The organism is Pseudomonas sp. St290, assembly GCF_018325805.1.
Taxonomy (GTDB): domain Bacteria; phylum Pseudomonadota; class Gammaproteobacteria; order Pseudomonadales; family Pseudomonadaceae; genus Aquipseudomonas; species Aquipseudomonas bijieensis.
Map to the genome: position 1 here is coordinate 5,610,535 of NZ_AP014703.1, position 19,311 is coordinate 5,629,845.

Genomic DNA, 19,311 nt, shown 5'->3' on the forward strand with positions numbered 1-19,311 from the left:
CGGGCGGGCCTGCCATTCCTTTCGATTCAGCGAGCGCCCAAGACCACATTTGCTGGCGCTGGTCGCGGCTTGCGAAATACCAGCACGTTGCCCAGCATGACCAGGACCAATCCCACCAATGCCGGCGCGGTCCACTGATAGCCCTCGGCAAACGCCGAGACGTTCAACGCCACCACCGGGAACAACACCGTGCAATACGCTGCCCGCTCCGGCCCCATGCGCCCCACCAGCGTCAGGTAGGCGGTAAAGCCGATCACCGACCCCGGGATCACCAGGTACAACAGCGAACCGATGTAGCGCGTGTTCCATTCCATGTCGAACGGGATGTCCTGGAACAGGCACCACAGCGACAGCATGGCCGCGCCGTAGGCCATGCCCCAGGCATTGGTGGTCAGCGGCTTGAGGCCGGCTTTCTGTTGCAGGCTCGAGAGCATGTTGCCCGCCGAGAAACACAAGGTCCCCAGCAACGCCAGCGCCAACCCAAGCAAGGTTTGCGGACTTGCGCTGTGGCCGGCCAGCTCCGGCCAGAACAGCAGCGCCAACCCCAGCAGACCCAGGGCACCACCCAACAGCACGTTGCGCGCGATCCGCTGACCGAAGAACACGCGGGCATTGAGGGCATTCCAGAGCGTGGCGGTGGAAAACACCACGGCGACCAAACCACTGGGAATCCATTGGCTGGCGGTCAGGAAGCACATGAAGTTGATGCAGAACAGACACAGGCCCTGGGCAATGCAAATCAAATGGCCGCGCCGCCCCATCACCTGCAAGCGCCGGCTGAGCAAGAGCATCGCAAACAGAATCAGAGCCGCGAGACCGAAGCGATAGACAATCGACACGGGAATGGCGACCACGCCCAATTGCAATTTCAGCGCAATCCAGGTGGTGCCCCAGATGAGCACGGTGAGCAGATACAACGAGAGGTTCATGGCGACGACTCCTGACAATGACAGCCAGTGTCACGCCACTGCGCCTGCGGCACTTGCGTAAACTTGCGGTTTTTGTCGACAGACAGGCTGGCACGCCCCCATCGACGGAGTAGGATGCAAGGCGTTGGAGAGAACCGATCATGCCCACACTGCAAACCCTGCAAGTCTTTCAAGCCCTCAACAGCTCGCCCAATGCTCGCCTGGAGCACAGTGCCGAGCTCGGGGACGGCATGGCGGCCGCTTTGTGGAGCAATCATCACGACGCCCGGGACTATGAGGCGCCGACCCACCATACGCTGTCGTGCTACATCGCCGGCGGCACCGGCACGTTTCGCCGCGAACGACCCGACACCACGGGGGCACCGGACAAACTCTGCATCCTGCCGGCCGGGCATGAGTCAGCCTGGGTCATCAACGGCGACATTCGCCTCGCCCACCTGTATTTCAGCGCTGAACAATTCGCCCTGGGGTGCGTCACGCTGCTGGATCGCGAGCCTCGACAGGTGCAATTGCACGAGGAGACATTCCTCGACGACCCGCGACAGGCACAGCGTTTTCGCCAGTTGATTGCGCTGAACTGGGATGAACCGGGCGAACGCCTGCTGACCACCAGCCTGGCCCACGACCTGCTCAACCACCTGCTGCTCAGCCAGGTGGGCCAGCGCCAAGGGCTTCGCCTCAAGGGTGGCCTGGCCGCTCACCAGCGGCGGTTGCTGGTGGATTACGTCGACAGCCACCTGGCCGACGCCATCAGTCTCGGTCAATTGGCGGCGCTGTGTGCGTTGTCCGAATACCACTTCGCGCGGATGTTCCGCGAAAGCTTCGGGCTGCCGCCTCACCAGTACGTACTGGCTAGACGCTTGACCTGCGCGCAACACTTGCTGCGCACCACTTCACAACCGCTGGGCGACGTAGCACTGGCCTGCGGGTTTGCCAGCGCCAGCCACTTCACCAACCGGTTCCGCCAGGCCCTGGGCGCGACGCCCGGAGAGTATCGGCAGGCGTTTTTGCGCTAGCCCCGGCTATCGCCATCGCGAGCAGGCTCGCTCCCACAGAAGTCCTATGCTGAACATGAAACTCAAACCCACTGAAGCTCCAGTGTGGGAGCGAGCCTGCTCGCGATGACGTCGGCACATCCAACATCCATGCAAGCTGCCCCACCACTATCGCGAGCAGGCTCGCTCCCACAGAAGTCCTATGCTGAACATGAAACTCAAACCCACTGAAGATCCAGTGTGGGAGCGAGCCTGCTCGCGATGTCGTCGGCACATCCAACATCCATGCAAGCTGCCCACCACTATCGCGAGCAGGCTCGCTCCCACAGGAGTTCTATGCTGAACATGAAACTCAAACCCACTGAAGATCCAGCGTGGGAGCGAGCCTGCTCGCGATGACGTCGGCACATCCAACATCCATGCAAGCTGCCCCACCACTATCGCGAGCAGGCTCGCTCCCCCATCGATTGCGCTTCTCCAGATAACAGTTCACATACAAAAACAAAACGGGCCTGCAATTGCAGGCCCGTTGTTCAGTCGAAATTGAAATGGACGGGGTTTCAGCCGTGAAGCGAAGCCCGTTCGTTCTCGAGGAATTCTTCTTCCAGCAGCGCATCGGCCAAGGCTACGGATTCGCTCGGCTTGTCAACGGCGGCGCGCTTGCCGCGCAGTTTGCCGAACAAATGCTCCAGGGCATTTTCAAGTTTGGTGGCCGCACCTTCGATCGCCAGTTCCAGCGATTCGGCCTTGTGCGTCACGGAAATCGGCTGATGGCCCTTCGGCCGTGCTTCAAGCTGGCAGCGCAGGTCATGGGGACCCGGCTTGTCGCCGTTCTCATCGCGCAAATGAACCTCGACCCGTGTCAGGTCCTCTTCATAACGTTCGAGCGTGCTTTCGATGGTAGTACGTACCCACTCCTCCAGTCGGATGCTGCTTTGAATATGGTTATCGCTGTTGACTTGGATTTGCATAGTTCATCCCTTATTTCAGCTAGCTCGCCGGGGGCCATCGACGTTGATGCAACGGCCCCTTGAATACAGAGTCGGGCTGGCGGAGGAACAATTCAACCCCTGGGAAAAGATAAATATTCATATGCAAATAAAGCCGGACAACGAGCAAAAGCGCTGTTAATGTCGGGAGTTACCCCTGCCCTGCCTATCCAGCGCAAATCGTCCCTGCCTCCTGCACCGTCAACGAACATCCGCGCGTTATTGCCCCGAAACGGGCAGCGGCCACGGCCGCATTCCAGAGCGTTCGGCGCCCAGGCTCCGCGATCATTGTCCGACAGTTTTTCCGGCATGCCACTTGCTAACTCTATGCAGGAGCTGCCGCAGGCCGCGGTCTTTTGATCCTGGGCCTGCCCGGCCCCGGAATCTTGAGATGAACACGATCATGGAATGGCCGATGGTCTGGTGTTGCGAACTAATCCCGATCACGGCCGGTCAACAACTGCACGTTCAATCAGGCGGTGACGCATCATGGACAACCCTTTTCAGATCATTACCGACGCCTTTGCGCCGCATTATCAAATCAACCTGAGTATTCAGGGCCTGGACGGCAGCATTATGCTGACCCTGTCCAAGAGCGGGCGCGTCGTCGCCAAACGCATGATCAGCGCCCAGCAGCGCAACGATCCGGAGCGGCTCAAGCGCCTGGTGCAGAGCATTCAATTCGGTATCGCCATCGAACAGGGCCACAGCGCCGTGGCCATCCTCGAAGCAATGACCGGCGGTGACAACATCAAGCTGCCACCACCGCACGCACAGGGGCCAGCCTCCGCCGCCACCGGCCTCTAGATTTCCCCCTTCTCCACTTCGGCATGCTCACTGGAGCCCGCGCCAACCTTGCGGTGCGGGTGCTCGATCTTGACCGAAGGGAATTGCGACGACGCATAGCGCACCACCAGGATCGAAAACGCCAGTAGCAGGATGCCTCCGCACAGGTAAATGATCCCCAGGTCTGGTGGGCTGTGATGGGAAACATTGGAAATCAGCAGCCGTGTCAGCGCCGTGATCGCCACGTAGATCAGAAACCGCACCGGCATGTGGTTGGTCTTGAAGTAGATCCCGACCATCGCCCCCAATTCCAGGTAGATGAACAACAGCAGGATGTCATCGATCTTGATGTGTCCTGCCTCGATCATCTGCAAGAATTCCATCACCGCTGCCCACGCGGTCACCGCACCGATGGCGAACAGCGCCAGGTAGTGAAAGGTCTCGACGAACAGGTTTCCCAGGGATTCGGCCAGTTGATGGACGTTCTGGCGCAAATTCTCGGCCCAGTTGATTTTCACGATGTAGTTTCCTTAGGTCGGCTCGACCGGATGATGCGGGTTGGACGTGACGGTTGTTCTGCATGCAGAAAAAAGGCCAGCGACTGAGAGTGAGATGGCGATAGGCTGGTATGCGGCACTTTTGGTGGCTTCATGCGGCCGGGTCGCGAGCAAGCTTTGCTCCCACACAAGCTTTGCTCACATTAGCTTCGCGCTCACATGCAGAAACCGGTCTACATTAAAAAGCCACTATCCAAAGCAAAAGGATTCGCTTATTCTTTTGCCTGTATATAAATACAGTAGTCACAAAGACAACCAATGTGAAGGCATGTGAGGTGGTGAATGGCCGTCGAAGTGGTATACCGCAGCAGCCGAGATCTGGAGCGCTTGTTCATGGATAAAGCCGAAGCTGACCGTCATGACAAAATGCTGGAACTCGCCGAATTGCTGGCGGAGGTGTTGCAAAAAGCCGTTCCATCGCTGAGCGAGCAACAGGTCGAGGAAGCCGGGATCTACATGGCGAAGAATCGTGATGTGTTCGCCAAGGCTTTCAAGAGCCAGCCGGACGCCTTGTCCGAACTGCTCAACCCGTCGGACGAATGACCAAGAGATCGCCGCCTTGGGCAGCGCCTACACCGCGTAGGCGCTGCCAAAGGCGGCGATCTTTTTCAATAATAACGGCGTGGATCTGAATCGATCAGGCTGGCCAGCTTGGTCAGGGCGAAGCGCAGTTCATCCTGGCTGGTGGGCGACATCAACACCAACCGTACACATCGCGTAGTCCCCGAACGCTCAGCCTGGAACTGGGTGCCACTGAGCACCAATACACCGTTGGCCCGGGCGAGCATGGTGAATTCGTCGCTGGTCCAGGGCTCCGGCAGTGTCAACCAGACGTGATAGGAATACGGCTGGGTCTTGAGCTCGAAATTGGCAAAGATTTCCCGGGCGATGGCTTGTCGCCCCGCCGCCTCGTTGCGCTGGATGCGGATCAGTTTCTTGTCCAGGCCTTCGGTAATCACATTGCTGGCCAACTGCGCGGTCAACGGCGACGGCATCCAGACACTGCTGCGCACCATCGAGGTCAGGCGCGACAGCAGTTTCGGCGGGCTGTAGATGTAACCGACACGAAGCGCCGGCATGACCGATTTCGACAGGCTGGTCAGGTACACCGACCGCTCCGGCGCAAAGGCCGACAGTGGCTTGATCGACGGATCGGTGGCCAGGAAACCATAGATGTCATCGTCCAGGATGATGAAGTCGAATTCCTCGGCAAGCGCAGCGATCTGGGCCCGACGCTTCTGCGACATGATCGCCGCCGTCGGGTTCTGGCACGTCGCCACGCAGACCAGCATCGCCGGCTTCTCCCGCAGGCACAGTTCGCGCAATGCTTCGGGAATGATGCCTTCGTCATCCATCGGCACGCCACGCAGGCGGCGCTCGAGGCCATGGGCCAGGGAAATGATGCCGGGGTAGCAAAGCGCTTCGCAGAGCACCAGGTCACCGGCGTTGGTCAGGGCGCTCATCGCGACCATCAAGCCATGCTGGGCCCCTGCGGTAATCACCACTTGCTGCCATTGCGCGTCGGGCAATGAATGGCGCAACCACTGCGCACCCGCCTCGCGATGAGCCGGGTGACCGCCATCCGGCGCGTAATCCAGTGCGCGAGCGAAATCGGTGCTTTTGGCCATGCCCACCAACGCACCGCGCAACCAGTACTCCAGGGTTTCGCTGTAGGGCTTGATGATCGAAAGATCGAGCAGTTCGGATTGCCCCAGGTTCAGCGGCGCGGAGGCACTGTTGCTTGCCGGCAGTTCCAGCTGCTTCTGGTTGAGCACGTAGGTGCCACGCCCCACTTCCCCCTGCACCAACCGACGCCGGTGGGCTTCGCTATACGCCCGGCTGATAGTACCCGGCGTGACATTCAAGGTGGTGGCCAGCTCCCGCAAGGTCGGCAGGCGATCGCCCTCGTTCAACACGCCATTGTTGATATCGCGCGCCAACGCATCGGCAATCGACAGATACATCGGCTGGTTGAACTCGCTTAGCTGGGGAACCCACATGAATGATCACTGCCCATCGTAGAAATGATGAATATCCGAGCATATCACATGGAGGTTAGGCAACTAATAATTCGACACAATCAACATATTGAGTCGATTGATTCGATTATTGAATGCTTTATCAATGCGACGTGAAGAAATTTTTACAAGTAGTAATTTTTATAAAAATCAAATAGTTAATCAAAAATAAAACCGAAAACAGCCCGTAATAGCAGAAAAATATCTCGTAACAATCCCGTCCCCTATTGAATCAACTCAATCCATTCAAATACACTGATCTCGAATCGAAGCAATCGACTCAATCACCCACCGCGCGCTCCTGTCGCGCCAAGTCGAGACATCATGGACACACTCAGAAAGGATCTATCCCTCTCAGCGGTGATTGCGGGCTTCATCGCCGTGATCATCTCCTACGCCGGCCCGCTCATCATCGTGTTCCAGGCAGCCAAGGAAGCGCACCTGCCCAACGACGTGGTGTCTTCATGGATCTGGGCCATTTCCATCGGCAGCGGGATTACCGGCCTGTTCCTGAGCTGGCGCCTGCGTGTTCCAGTCATCACCGCGTGGTCGACACCCGGGGCGGCGTTGCTGGTGTCGATGCTGCCCACCGTGACCCTGCCCCAAGCCATCGGGGCCTATGTGGTGGCGTCGGTGATCATCGCGCTGGTCGGTCTGTCCGGGGCGTTCGACAAGCTGATGAGTCGCCTGCCCAAGGCCATTGCCGCCGCCATGCTCGCCGGCATCCTGTTCCGCTTTGGCGCCGAGCTGTTCACGTCGATCAAGCTGCAGCCGGCATTGGTGCTGGCGATGATCGCGGCATACCTGGTCTTCAAGCGCTTTTCGCCACGCTACGCGATCCTGTCGGTATTGATCGTCGGTTGCGCGGTGGCCGCCTCGTTCGGTGAACTCAACAGCAGCTCGATCACCATTGCCGTGGCCCAGCCGGTCTTCATCGCCCCTGAATGGAACTGGCACGCAATCATCAACATCGGCCTGCCCCTGGCGTTGGTGACCTTGACCGGCCAGTACGTGCCTGGCATGGCGGTGTTGCGCACCTCGGGCTACAACACGCCTGCGCGCTCGATCATCTCCGTCACTGCGATTGGCTCGGTGCTGATGGCTCCATTCGGCTCCCACGGCTTTAACCTGGCGGCCATTACCGCAGCGATCTGCACCGGCCGCGAAGCCCACGAGGACCGCGACAAACGCTACATGGCCGGGATTGCCTGCGGGGTGTTCTACATTCTGATGGGCACCTTTGGCGCCACCCTGGCCTCGGTGTTCTCCGCCCTGCCGAAAGAATTGATCGCATCCCTCGCCGGCCTCGCCTTGTTTGGCGCGATCAGTGCCGGGCTGAGCGGCGCCATGGCTGACGAGAAGCAACGTGAAGCTGCCTTGATCACCTTCCTGGTGACGGCTTCGGGCATGAGTTTCCTGGGCCTGGCCGCCGCATTCTGGGGGTTGATCTTCGGCCTCGTGGCGCACTTCGTTCTGACTTACACCCGCGAAAGCAAAGCCGCCGTTATCGCCGAGGGCAGCCGACCATGACCGCACGTTACGACTTCATTGTGATCGGTGGCGGCATCGCCGGCGTGTCTGTCGCTTATGAATTGGCGGCCCATGGCAGCGTCTGCCTGCTCGAACAGGAACAGCAACTGGCCTATCACACCACGGGGCGTTCAGCCGCGATCTCGATGGAAAGCTACGGCAACCAACAGATCCGCTCACTGACCTGCGCATCCCGCAACTTCTTCGAAAACCCGCCCGAGGGCCTGGCCGAACATCCGCTATGGGCACCACGGGGCGCGCTGATCGTGGCCCAGGCGGCTCGGGTGGACAAACTCAAAGCGCGTTTCAGCGCCGTACTGGGGCAAGTGCCCACGGCCGAGCTGCTCGACGACAAGCAAGTGCTGGAGCTGGTCCCCTACCTCGCCGAAGGCGCCTGGAGTGCAGGGATCTACGAGCCCAGCGCCTTCGACCTGGACGTACATGGCATCCACGGTGCCTACCTCGGTGGGCTGCGTGCCCGCGGAGGGGTGATCAAGCGTGAAACCCAAGTGCTGCGTGGCGAATATCGCGATGGGCACTGGCGCTTGCACACCCAGGATGGTCAACAACTGCAAGCCGCCATCGTGGTCAACGCCGCCGGGGCCTGGGCCGATGAACTCGCCGAGCGCTGCGGCGTGCCCAAGGTCGGTGTCCGCCCGTTGCGGCGCACCGTGCTGGCGGTCGATCCACAATGCGATGTGCACCACACGCCCTACCTGGGGACGGTGGACGAGGACATTTTCATCAAGCCCGAAGCCGGGCGACTGATCGTCTCCCCGTGCGATGAAAGCCCTTCGCTGCCCTGTGACGCGCTACCGGAAGAGCTTGACCTGGCCATCACCATGGATCGCCTGCAAAACACCACGCGCCTGCGCCCGCGCTCGATCATCAATAAATGGGCAGGCCTGCGCACCTTCGTCGCCGACCGCTCGCCGGTGCTCGGCCAAGACCCACAGCAAGAGAGTTTTATCTGGCTCGCGGCCCTCGGTGGCTACGGCATCCAGGCAGCCCCCGCCATTGCACGCCTGTGCAGCCATGCGGCGCTGGGCATCGCCATGCCGGATGACCTGGCGGCGCTGCAACTCAACTACCAGCACTTTTCTCCGGCCCGTTGCCGCGACGAGGAATTTTCCAGCCTGGCCGTCAAGCAGGTTGCCGATTTGCACTAACCCATCCACTTAACAAGGAACGTCACCATGCAAACCACCGCTCAAATCCAGCCCGCCGCCAAACCTTTCCTGGGCGAAGAAAACGTGATCTTCACCGACAAGGCGCCACTGCCGCTGGGCACCTATTCCCAGGGCATCAAGGTCAATCACGGGCAGACCATCTACCTGTCGGCACAAACCCCGGTCTCGGCGCTGAACAACGAAGTGCTGGCCAAGGATTTCGAAGGCCAACTGCGCCAGACCCTCGACAACCTGGTGCAAATGGCCGAAGCGGCAGGTGGCACCCTGGCGAACGTGGTCAAGGTCACGGCATTCATCACTGACCTGAGCGAGTTCCCGACCCTCAATCGCGTCATGGAAGAGTACTTCACCAAGCCGTATCCGGCCCGCACCACCGCCGGCGCCAGTGCGCTGGCACGCAATACCCTGGTTGCCATCGACGCCATCATGGTGATTTGAAACACCTTCTGTCAGCGGAGTGCCCGTCGGTCCGGTGAGCTGGACCGACGTTGGTAAGGAAAGCACCAGCACAGCGTACTTTCAGAGGGTGACCATGAAAAATTCGTACAGAGAGTATGTATTGCAGTGCCTGGTTTGCGATCGAAGCTACCAGCCCCATGAGGTCAGCTACTACTGCCCTCATTGCAAAGTCGATGGCGCCCTGGACGCGCTTTACGATTACCCGACACTCAAGCGCGAATGGTCCCGGGACAGCCTGGCCCATGACCACGCCCGTGGCATGTGGCGCTATGACCGCTTGATGCCGTTGAGCTCGACGCAATTCATTCCACCGTTACTGGTGGGCAACACGCCGCTGTACTCGCGCCCGGAATTGCTCGGTAAAGGTGCCCGGATCAAAGTCTTCGTGAAAGACGAATCACGGCAACCGACCGGGTCGTTGAAGGATCGCGCCAGCGCCCTGGCGGTGGCCCACGCCATGCAATCCGGTGCGCGTACCGTGGCGGTGGCCAGCACCGGCAATGCCGCTTCGGCATTGGCCGGGATGAGCGCCAGCCTGGGTTTGCACAACGTCATTTACCTGCCCAGGAGCGCGCCCCGCGAAAAGCTTGCGCAGATGCAGGGCTACGGCGCCGAGATCGTGCTGGTGGATGGGCAATATGACGAAGCCTTCGAACAATGCCTCAACGCCTGCGAAGACCACGGCTGGTACAACCGCACCACCGGGATCAACTCGTACATGAGCGAAGGCAAGAAAACCGTCGCCTTCGAAATGTGCGAACAACTCAACTGGCAGGTACCGGATCTGGTGTTCGTACCCGTCGGCAACGGCTGCATCCTGGGTTCGGTCTACAAGGGCTTTTTCGACTTGCTGCAATTGGGCTGGATCGAACGCATTCCACGCCTGATCGGCGTACAGGCCGAGCACAGCAACTTCATGTACCGCGCCTGGCGCAACGACCGCTCGATGCAGAAGACCGAACGCCTGCCGCCCACCAGCCTGGCCAGCAGCATCAATGTGGCGCTGCCACGTGATCGCCTCAAGGCCATGCGCGCGGTTACCGCCAGTGGCGGTGAGTTCATCTGCGTCAGCGACCCGAGCATTGTCGCCGCCGCCTCCCGATTGGCCGCCAGCACCGGCGTGTTTCCAGAAGCCGGCGCCGCCAGCGCCTTCGCCGGCCTGCTCAAGTATGCAGAAACACACCCCGACACGGCGCAAACCGCCGTGATCCTGATTACCGGTAGCGGTTTGAAAGACACCTCCATTTTTCTGTCCAGCTCGACCAAAAGCCATCCACGGGCGTTGCCGCATCACGTGACTGCGCCACCGGCCGAAGCGCTTATCTAAGGAATCACACCATGAGCCTGCAAAATTTCGACCCCGCCATTGCCCGCCTGATCGACCGCGAGCGCAATCGCCAGGAAACCCACCTGGAGCTGATCGCTTCGGAAAACTATGTCAGCGAAGAAGTGCTCCAGGCCCAGGGCTCGGTACTGACCAACAAATATGCCGAAGGTTATCCGGGCAGGCGCTACTACGGCGGCTGCAAAGTCGTCGATGAGGTCGAGAACCTGGCCATCGAACGTGCTCGCAAACTGTTCAACTGCGAATACGTCAACGTGCAACCGCATTCGGGCTCCCAGGCCAACCAGGCGGTGTTCCTGGCGGTACTCGAACCCGGCGATACGATCCTGGGCATGTCCCTGGCCCACGGCGGCCACCTGACCCACGGCGCCTCGGTGAATTTTTCCGGCAAGATGTACCGGGCCTTTTCCTATGGCCTGGACACGGAGACCGAAACCCTCGACTACGAAGAGATGGAAGCCCTGGCCAGGGAACACCGGCCCAAGATGATCATCGCCGGAGCCTCGGCCTATTCGCGGACCATCGACTTCCAGCGCTTTCGCAAGATCTGCGATGAAATCGGCGCCTACCTGATGGTGGACATGGCGCACTACGCCGGGTTGATCGCCGCCGGTGTCTACCCGTCGCCGGTTGGCATCGCCGACTTCATCACCTCCACCACCCACAAGACCTTGCGCGGCCCGCGCGGTGGCTTGATCCTGGCCAAGGCGCAATATGCCGCCCTGCTCGACAAGACGATTTTCCCGGTGTACCAGGGCGGCCCGCTGATGCACGTCATCGCCGCCAAAGCCGTCGCGTTCAACGAAGCCTTGGGCGACGGGTTCAAACATTACCAGCAGCGGGTGATCGACAACGCCCGCGTCATGGCCGATGTCCTGACCCGACGCGGCTTGCGGGTAGTGTCCGGTGGTACCGACTGCCACATGTTCCTGCTCGATCTGCGCTCGATGAACATCACTGGCAAAGACGCCGAGGCCCTGCTGGAAAGTGCCCACATCACCCTGAACAAAAACGCGATCCCCAATGATCCGCAGAAACCGGCGATCACCAGCGGCATTCGCATCGGCACGCCGGCATTGACCACACGCGGCTTTGGCGAAGCGGAATGCGCCGAAGTGGCGAACTTGATCGCCGACCTGCTGGAACAACCGGACAACGTCGCGCGCCTGGATAACACCCGGCGCCGGGTGATGCATTTGTGCGAATGCTTTCCGGTGTATCTGTTGAGGTGATGCAGCTGTGGGAGCAAAGCTTGCTCGCGATGAACGATGACTCGGTTAGCCTGAACAGTCGCGACGCCTGCATCGCGGGCAAGCCTTGCTCCCACAGATAGGCTGCTTCACTGCTACCCATTACTTCCTTTTGATTTTCAGCGGTACAACAAACGCTCCGCCAGCTCATCGGCCACCCGGGCCGGTGAGCGCTTCTCCGCCTGGGCGTGAGCGAAGACTTCCGTGAGCCGGGCGCCGATCTTCGACAAATGCGCGGTGATCGTCGACAGTTCTTCGCCACGATGCTTCAACGCGACGTAGATCAGCCCGCCGGAGTTGATCACATAGTCCGGCGCATAGAGAATTCCACGTCTTTCCAACTGGTCGGCCACCTGCAGGTTGCTCAACTGATTATGGGCCGAGCCGGCCACGGCCGAGCAACGCAGTTGCGCCACGCTGTGGCTGTTGAGCACGCCGCCCAGGCCGCAAGGGGCAAGGATGTCGCAAGGGGTACTGAGCAACGCATCGTTGGCGATCGGATGAGCGCCCAGTTGCTCCATCGCCAATTGCACCTTGCCTGGGTCGATGTCGCTGACCAGCAGTTCGGCGCCCGCCGCGTGCAGCTGTTCGGCCAGGGCATAACCGACATTGCCCAAGCCCTGGATCGCCACCCGCAGGCTTTCGAGATTATCGCTGCCCAGGCGGGCCATGGCGGTGGCACGGATGCCGGCAAATACGCCCATTGCCGCGTGGGGCGCAGGGTCTCCCGAGGCGGTGGTGCTGGTGACATGGCGAGTCTGCTGGGCGATGCAATCCATGTCGGCCACCGACGTACCGCTGTCGATGGCGGTGATGTAGCGCCCGTCCAATTGCTCGATACAACGACCGAAGGCTTCGAAGAGCGCCGCCCGACTCTCGACATGGGCTGGACGCATGATTACCGCGACCCCGCCGCCCACAGGCAAGCCAGCCAGCGCCGCCTTATAGCTCATGCCTTGGGCCAGGCGCACGGCGTCAGCCACGGCACTTTCGTCGTCGGGGTAGGCAAGATAACGACAGCCCCCCAGGGCGGGCCCGGGACGGCTGCAATGAATGGCAATCACCGCCTTCAACCCGGTCGTCGGGTCTACGCTTAGGTGCAGCGATTCAAGGCGGGAGCTTTGCATGAGAGCAAACATCGTAAGGCTCCCGAATCACTTTTGTTTGTTTCGCCAGTATAGGCGTGCGGCCGAAATTTGCTGGAGCACGCCGGAATAAGCCGCCGGGATTGCCAGTCTTTTTCGGCATAACCTGTAACCGCGTCTGTCCGAGACTGGACGAAAATCCAAGGCAGGGCTAAAACGAGGCATAGCCCGGAGAGTTTGATGAAACCGCGCCAAGCCTTTTTTGACTGTTTGCACCGTTCGCCACCGGCGCTGTTCGAAGCGGCGCTGTGGATCGCTGCCGAACATGATAGCGATGTGGACGTACCGGCCTTGCTGAAGGATTTCAAGGAGCTGCAACAACAGGTCAGCCATGGCCTGCCGATGTTGCCGGTCAGCGAGCTGGGTCAACCTTTGTTGCGACGACTCAATGACCTGGGGTTCGCCCAGGACGATTTCACGCCGCTGCGCCCACGTGCGGCGCTGCTGAACCAAGTGCTCACCCGCAAGCGCGGGCAACCCCTGGCGCTGAGCTTGATTGCCCTGGAGTTGGCCCGAGGCCTGGAAATTCCGATGGTCGGTGTCAATTTCCCCGGCCATTTCCTGCTGAAAGTACCCGGGGCCGATCATCTGCTCGATCCATGCGGTGGCCGCCGGCTATACCCCAATGACTGCCGGGAACTGCTACAGCGCCAATACGGCGCGAACATGCCGCTCAAGGCCGAGCATCTGCTCAACGCCGAGCCGATACAGATGCTCCAGCGCCTGTCGCGCAACCTGCGCCAACTGCATCTGGCCAACGACGACTACATCGCGGCCCTGATCGACGCCGAACGGGTGCTGGAACTGGGCAACGCCAGCGCCGCCGACTACCTGGCCCGCGCCAGCCTGTATCAGCGGCTCGACTGTCCGAATGCCGAACGCTTCGACCTGGAACATGCGCTGATGCTCAGCGACGACCCGATCCAGCGGATCCGGCTGACGGAGCGGCTGGGGCATTTGCCACCGAATTCGGTTGTGCATTGAGCGGTTGCAGGCGTGCAGATTCAGGTTGCTGGTTGAATCGCTATCGCGAGCAAGCTCGCACACAGTTGATCGCATCGAACTCAGGCTCGATGTTCACCGCAGACCACATGTGGGAGCGAGCCTGCTCGCGATGAGGCAAGCAGCGCCAACATCATTGGGGCTGACCCACCGCTATCACGAGTAGGCTCGCTCCCACAGGAAGGATCAAGGTGTATCGGGTTGATTCGCCGGATGCGCCTGTTGGAACGCCCTATCCGCAGCCGCCAACGCCGCCACGCGACGGATCCGCGGATACGCCTGCAAGGACACATTGAAACGCTCGGCCGCGTACAACTGCGGAATCAGGAACACGTCCGCCAACCCCGGCTCTGCACCGAAGCAATAGCCCTCATCGCCAATCAACTGCTCCACCGCCGCCAGCCCCTGGCTGATCCAGTGCCCGATCCATTCCGTCACCTGGGTTTCATCGTGGCCCCACTGGCGCAATCTGTTGAGCACGCTGACATTGTGCAGGGGGTGAATATCGCAACCGATCAGCGCCGCCACACCGCGCTCATGGGCCCGAACCGCCAGGTCGGCGCTGAGCAGCGGCACCTGTGGATAACGCTCCTCCAGATATTCGATGATGGCGGGCGATTGCACCAGCAACGCGCCCTCATCGGTACGCAGCGCCGGCACCCGGCCCTGGGGGTTGATCGCCAGGTAGGCCGGCTGGCGATGCTCGCCCCCCGGCGCGGCGATCAGGTTGACTGGCAAGGCCTGGTAATCCAGGCCCTTGAGCGCCAGCGCAATGCGCACCCGGTAGGACGAGGTGGAACGATAGTAGGTATAGAGTTCCATGCCCTGGCCCTCAACGCGCCGACAGGATCTTGCCCCGGCACTCGCCGAAGCCGATGGAAGCGAAACCCTCGCGGCGGCAACGGGCCCGCAGGATGATTTCGTCACCGTCCTCGAGGAAGCGGCGCACTTCGCCAGAGGCCAGTTCGATCGGTTTTTTGCCACCCTCGGTGATTTCCAGCAGGCTACCGAATTGATGGTTTTCAGGCCCCGACAAGGTGCCCGAGCCAAACAGATCACCGGCCTGCAACTGGCAACCGTTGACGCTGTGGTGCGCGACCATTTGCGCCACGGTCCAGTACATGTACTGGGTGTTGCTCAGGGTCAGGCGCTGGGCCGGCAGATTCTGCTCGACCATGGCCTCGGTCAGCAGCAGCACTTCCAGTTCGATGTCGAAGGCGCCACCGGCCTGGTCACGCTTGTCCAGCAGATACGGCAGTGGCTGTGGATCGCCTTCCGGGCGCGCCGGTTGTGGGCGGCGGAACGGTTCCAGGGCCTCAGCGGTCACCACCCACGGCGAAATACTGGTCAGGAAACTCTTCGACAGAAACGGCCCCAGGGGCTGGTATTCCCAAGCCTGGATATCCCGGGCCGACCAGTCGTTGAGCAGGCAGAACCCGCCAATGTGCTCGGCGGCATCGCCGATGGCGATAGGTTCGCCCAAGGCATTGCCCTTGCCGATCCAGATCCCCAGCTCCAGCTCATAGTCCAGCCGCGCACACGGGCCGAAAGTCGGCTCGGTCTGGCCGGCGGGCAGGGTTTGGCCCTTGGGGCGGCGCACGTCGGTGCCGGAGGGGCGAATGGTCGAGGCGCGGCCGTGATAACCGATGGGCACGTACTTGTAGTTGGGCAGCAAGGGATTGTCGGGACGAAACAGCTTGCCGACATTTTGCGCGTGTTCGATACCGACATAGAAGTCGGTGTAGTCGTTGATCCTGGCCGGCAAGTGCATCTGGCAGTCGGCGGCGCGGATCAGCAGCTTCGCACCCTGGGCTTCGATCTTGCCCCGCAGCGAGCTGTCTTCGCGCAGCAACTCCAGCAAGCGCTCACGCAACGCCACCCGAGCGCCGCGGCCCAGATCGAAGAACCCGTTCAACTGGCCGCCCTTCATGGCCTCGACGGCTTCGCGCGCCGCGCCGTCAAACAGGCCCGCCTGCAAAGCGGCCTGCAAATCGAAGATGAACTCGCCAATGGCCACGCCGCTACGAGGGGCGCCGCCGTCGGTGCTGAAAATGCCCAGCGGCAGGTTTTGCAGCGGGAAGTCGGCATGGCCGTTGGCGGAGGTGACCCAGCTACGGTCAGGGGAAGGTTGAGTCATGGGTTATCTCCGGGTCGGGTCGAACGTGACAGGCAGCGAGGCCCAACAAGCATCGTAGTCGGTTTGCAGTTGCGGGCAGTCCAGGGCGAAACGGCTCGGGCGCAACACCTGGCTGGTCTCGAACATGAATGCCATGGTGTTGTCGATTTTCGCCGGCTGAAGTTCAGCGTTGATCGCCTTGGTGCAGGTTTCGCCGTCCGGGCCATGGGCACTCATGCAACTGTGCAAGGACGCGCCACCCGGCAGGAAACCTTCCGCCTTGGCATCGTAGGCGCCCTGGATCAGGCCCATGAATTCGTTCATCAGGTTGCGGTGGAACCACGGCGGACGGAAGGTGTTTTCCGCCACCATCCAGCGTGGCGGGAAGATCACGAAATCGAGGTTGGCCAGGCCATGGACGCTGGTGGGCGAGGTCAACACAGTGAAAATCGACGGATCCGGGTGATCGAAGCTGACCGTGCCAATGGTGTTGAAGCGGCGCAGATCATACTTGTACGGCACGTTGTTGCCGTGCCAGGCCACCACGTCGAGGGGCGAATGATCCAACTCGCAACCCCACAACTCACCGAGGAATTTCTGCACCAGCGGGGTCGGTTGCGCGAGATTCTCGTAATGGGCGACCGGCGTCAGGAAATCCCGTGGGTTCGCCAGGCCGTTGCTGCCGATGGGCCCGAGGTCCGGCAAGCGCAACGGCGCGCCGTGGTTCTCGGCGAGGTAACCACGGGCCTGCGGATCGAGCAGTTCGACGCGAAACTTCAGGCCCCGGGGCAGCACGGCGATTTCCAGCGGTGCCAGCTCCAGCACACCCAGTTCGGTGGCGATCCGCAGCCGTCCCAGTTGCGGCACGATCAGCCATTCACCGTCGGCGTTGAAAAACACCCGCTCCATGGAGCGGTTGGCCCGGTAGTGATAAAGGCTGATGCCGGCCGGTTTGTCCGCAGCGGCGTTGGCCGCCATGCACACCAGCCCGTCGATGAAATCGGTGGGCTCGGCGGGAATCTCCAGCGGGTTCCAACGCAGGCGATTGGGCGTGACTTCGCCCAATGGTCCGCCCGCCAATTGCCGTTCGAGCTTGGTGAAGGCCGGGTGATTGGCCGACGGCCGGATACGATACATCCAGGTACGCCGCGCTTCGCTGCGGGCCATGGTGAACGCGGTGCCGGAGAACAATTCGGTATAGAGACCGTACGGAGCTTTCTGCGGTGAGTTCTGGCCCACCGGCAATGCACCGGGCAATGCTTCGCTGGCAAATTCGTTACCGAAGCCTGATTGGTAGACCAGGTCCGACACTGGGGAATCGAGGTTCATGGAGCCTCCAGGAATGCGGCCCGTCACTCAACGGAGTGGTTGAGGCGCACCGGGTTATTTTTATCGTAATTCAATTACGCATAACGTAATTTGCTCGACAGCGACCGTCAAGCTATAAAGACGCCCATTCGCCTCTGGACCCTGCGCCACCATGGAAACCCCGCTCAGCAACGGTAAACAGAAAGTCCGCTCGGCCGAAGTCGGCACCGACATCCTCAAGGCGCTGGCGGAACTGTCCCCCTCCACATCGCTATCGCGGCTGGCCGAACACGTGCAAATGCCGGCGAGCAAGGTGCATCGATACCTGCAGGCCTTGATCGCCAGCGGGTTTGCCGAGCAGAACGCCGCCACCAACCACTATGGCCTGGGCCGCGAGGCCCTGCGCGTGGGCCTGGCGGCGCTCAATGGCATGGACGTGCTGCAAGTGGCCGCCCTGCCCTTGTCCGAGTTGCGCGACGACTTGAACGAAACCTGTTTCCTGGCGGTATGGGGCAACCATGGCGCGACCGTGGTGCGTATCGAACCCGCCGTGCGGGCCGTGACCGTGGTGACGCAACTGGGCTCGGTATTGCCGCTGCTCAGTTCGTCCACGGGGCTGGTGTTCAGCGCTTATCTGCCGGAGCGCGAGACCATCGGTTTGCGCGAACAGGAAGTACAAGGCAGCGAGCATCACGCCCTCGCAGACGACCGCGCCTACGCCGCCCTGTGCGAGCAGATTCGCAATCGCGGCCTGCACCATGTGCATGGCTTGCTGATGCCGGGCGTGGATGCCTTGTCTGCTCCGGTATTCAATGCCGTTGGCGAGGTGAAGGCGGTGATGACCATCGTCGGTCCGACCTCGCTGTTCCACGCCGACGAAAACGGCCCGGCGGCGCAACGCCTGTTGGCGGCGACCCGGGCCGTGAGTTGGCGGATGGGGTATGAAGCAGGTCCGGGATCAGCCCAGGAAATCCGGGACAATCCTGATCAGTAGTTCATTGAGATGAGCGGGGACCAGCCGCGGATGGCAATCACGCTCTTCGCCACTGAAGGCAACCATATAAATACCCTGATGATCGCCCTTGGAGTGGTAGGGAATATCATTATGGTGGAAATGGTCCAGTAGGTATTCAACCAGTAGTTCAGAAGACGACACCATCCGTTCACCGGAGTCATGGGGCACAAAACTGGTGACGTAGACTTTATCCAGGTCGACGCCGGGCAAATGAGCTTTCAAGGCCGCATGAACATCCATGGCATCCAACGGCCGGATGGAGCGCTTGGATAAATCCATTGCAGGTTTTTCTGCCAGGCTTGTAACGATATCCACGACAATTTTTTCAAAAGCGATTAAATCCAGGGCCTTGACCCGGTCTTCCGTGGCAAAGGAATAACGCTTGCTGAACACATTACTGACGCCTTGTGTGTAATTGGGCAATCGCTGCTCCACAACGCAGGCCAGCGTCTCATCGAACAGGGTTTCGGAAGATCCAACTTCGGTGTTGGGAAAATCTGCCAATGTATTCAGATAGGTGTTCAACGGGTTGACGCCCAAGCCATCCAGACGATCGCCCAACAGCACCTTTACCGCAAAATCCACGCGAGTGTTCTTCAGGGCGCGAAGTTTTTCGGAATAAGAAGAAAATAACCGAGTATTCATAAACATCCTTGTCATGTCAGGGGCACGAACTT

General features: G+C 60.7%; 19 protein-coding genes. 10 read left to right on the plus strand and 9 right to left on the minus strand.

The annotated features are described in order from the left end of the window. Window positions 1-26: 26 nt before the first annotated feature. The gene (locus tag PBDP_RS24490) at window positions 27-929 is read right to left on the minus strand and encodes a DMT family transporter (protein WP_109754844.1); all 903 of its coding nucleotides are present in this window, start codon (window positions 927-929) and stop codon (window positions 27-29) included. 140 nt (window positions 930-1,069) lie between these two features. Here PBDP_RS24490 and PBDP_RS24495 point away from each other — a divergent pair, with 140 nt between their 5' ends. After that, on the plus strand, window positions 1,070-1,945 hold the full coding sequence (locus PBDP_RS24495) for a helix-turn-helix domain-containing protein (protein ID WP_109754845.1): 876 nt from the start codon (window positions 1,070-1,072) through the stop codon (window positions 1,943-1,945). Window positions 1,946-2,484: 539 nt separating this feature from the next. On the opposite strand, the gene PBDP_RS24500 is transcribed toward PBDP_RS24495, so the two are convergent. Next, window positions 2,485-2,895 (minus strand): HPF/RaiA family ribosome-associated protein, encoded by a 411-nt coding sequence (locus tag PBDP_RS24500; RefSeq protein WP_109754846.1) that lies wholly within the window; start codon window positions 2,893-2,895, stop codon window positions 2,485-2,487. A gap of 507 nt (window positions 2,896-3,402) precedes the next feature. Here PBDP_RS24500 and PBDP_RS24505 point away from each other — a divergent pair. Continuing rightward, window positions 3,403-3,720, plus strand: coding sequence for a DUF3509 domain-containing protein (locus PBDP_RS24505; protein ID WP_109754847.1), 318 nt, complete (start codon window positions 3,403-3,405; stop codon window positions 3,718-3,720). Here the strand turns inward: PBDP_RS24505 and PBDP_RS24510 are convergent. Continuing rightward, the gene (locus tag PBDP_RS24510) at window positions 3,717-4,217 is read right to left on the minus strand and encodes a phosphate-starvation-inducible protein PsiE (protein WP_047699631.1); all 501 of its coding nucleotides are present in this window, start codon (window positions 4,215-4,217) and stop codon (window positions 3,717-3,719) included. The two genes, PBDP_RS24505 and PBDP_RS24510, sit on opposite strands and share 4 nt — an antisense overlap. A 321-nt stretch (window positions 4,218-4,538) precedes the next feature. On the opposite strand from PBDP_RS24510, the gene PBDP_RS24515 reads away from it, so the two are divergent. After that, the gene (locus PBDP_RS24515; RefSeq protein WP_003205410.1) at window positions 4,539-4,799 is read left to right on the plus strand and encodes a YebG family protein; all 261 of its coding nucleotides are present in this window, start codon (window positions 4,539-4,541) and stop codon (window positions 4,797-4,799) included. A gap of 65 nt (window positions 4,800-4,864) precedes the next feature. On the opposite strand, the gene PBDP_RS24520 is transcribed toward PBDP_RS24515, so the two are convergent. Continuing rightward, window positions 4,865-6,256 carry an aminotransferase-like domain-containing protein gene (locus tag PBDP_RS24520; protein WP_109754848.1) on the minus strand — a complete coding sequence of 464 codons (1,392 nt, stop codon included), beginning with the start codon at window positions 6,254-6,256 and terminating at the stop codon, window positions 4,865-4,867. Window positions 6,257-6,598: 342 nt separating this feature from the next. Between PBDP_RS24520 and PBDP_RS24525 the strand changes: the two genes are divergently transcribed. The 5 genes from PBDP_RS24525 (at window position 6,599) to glyA (ending at window position 12,030) form a co-directional block, all read left to right on the plus strand. Then, window positions 6,599-7,804, plus strand: coding sequence for a benzoate/H(+) symporter BenE family transporter (locus tag PBDP_RS24525; RefSeq protein ID WP_176689162.1), 1,206 nt, complete (start codon window positions 6,599-6,601; stop codon window positions 7,802-7,804). Then, entirely contained in the window at window positions 7,801-8,973 is a 1,173-nt protein-coding gene (locus PBDP_RS24530) for an NAD(P)/FAD-dependent oxidoreductase (RefSeq protein WP_109754850.1), read from the plus strand. The genes PBDP_RS24525 and PBDP_RS24530 overlap by 4 nt, the downstream gene beginning before the upstream one ends. Window positions 8,974-9,000: 27 nt before the next feature. Beyond that, window positions 9,001-9,432 (plus strand): Rid family detoxifying hydrolase, encoded by a 432-nt coding sequence (locus tag PBDP_RS24535; RefSeq protein ID WP_109754851.1) that lies wholly within the window; start codon window positions 9,001-9,003, stop codon window positions 9,430-9,432. A 94-nt stretch (window positions 9,433-9,526) separates the two neighbouring features. Next, on the plus strand, window positions 9,527-10,780 hold the full coding sequence (gene thrC, locus PBDP_RS24540; RefSeq protein ID WP_116833414.1) for a threonine synthase: 1,254 nt from the start codon (window positions 9,527-9,529) through the stop codon (window positions 10,778-10,780). 11 nt (window positions 10,781-10,791) lie between these two features. Further along, window positions 10,792-12,030: a serine hydroxymethyltransferase gene (gene glyA, locus PBDP_RS24545; protein ID WP_212801430.1), complete on the plus strand. Its 1,239-nt coding sequence runs from the start codon at window positions 10,792-10,794 to the stop codon at window positions 12,028-12,030. 137 nt (window positions 12,031-12,167) lie between these two features. On the opposite strand, the gene PBDP_RS24550 is transcribed toward glyA, so the two are convergent. After that, entirely contained in the window at window positions 12,168-13,187 is a 1,020-nt protein-coding gene (locus PBDP_RS24550; RefSeq protein ID WP_109754854.1) for a Glu/Leu/Phe/Val dehydrogenase family protein, read from the minus strand. A 186-nt stretch (window positions 13,188-13,373) separates the two neighbouring features. Here PBDP_RS24550 and PBDP_RS24555 point away from each other — a divergent pair, with 186 nt between their 5' ends. Continuing rightward, entirely contained in the window at window positions 13,374-14,177 is an 804-nt protein-coding gene (locus tag PBDP_RS24555; RefSeq protein WP_109754855.1) for a SirB1 family protein, read from the plus strand. Window positions 14,178-14,381: 204 nt separating this feature from the next. On the opposite strand, the gene maiA is transcribed toward PBDP_RS24555, so the two are convergent. From maiA to hmgA, 3 genes are read right to left on the minus strand one after another with little or no spacing between them, the layout of a single operon-like run. After that, window positions 14,382-15,017, minus strand: coding sequence for a maleylacetoacetate isomerase (gene maiA, locus PBDP_RS24560; RefSeq protein WP_212801431.1), 636 nt, complete (start codon window positions 15,015-15,017; stop codon window positions 14,382-14,384). 10 nt (window positions 15,018-15,027) lie between these two features. Then, complete coding sequence (fahA, locus tag PBDP_RS24565) at window positions 15,028-16,332, minus strand: fumarylacetoacetase (RefSeq protein WP_109754857.1); 1,305 nt, start codon at window positions 16,330-16,332, stop codon at window positions 15,028-15,030. Window positions 16,333-16,335: 3 nt separating this feature from the next. Further along, window positions 16,336-17,640, minus strand: coding sequence for a homogentisate 1,2-dioxygenase (hmgA, locus tag PBDP_RS24570; protein ID WP_109754858.1), 1,305 nt, complete (start codon window positions 17,638-17,640; stop codon window positions 16,336-16,338). A gap of 151 nt (window positions 17,641-17,791) precedes the next feature. Here hmgA and PBDP_RS24575 point away from each other — a divergent pair, with 151 nt between their 5' ends. Next, window positions 17,792-18,613: an IclR family transcriptional regulator gene (locus PBDP_RS24575; protein ID WP_109754859.1), complete on the plus strand. Its 822-nt coding sequence runs from the start codon at window positions 17,792-17,794 to the stop codon at window positions 18,611-18,613. Here PBDP_RS24575 and PBDP_RS24580 read toward each other — a convergent pair. After that, a complete protein-coding gene (locus tag PBDP_RS24580; protein WP_212801432.1) occupies window positions 18,578-19,279 on the minus strand; it encodes a hypothetical protein in 702 nt (233 codons plus the stop codon). The two genes, PBDP_RS24575 and PBDP_RS24580, sit on opposite strands and share 36 nt — an antisense overlap. Between the last annotated feature and the right edge of the window lie 32 nt (window positions 19,280-19,311).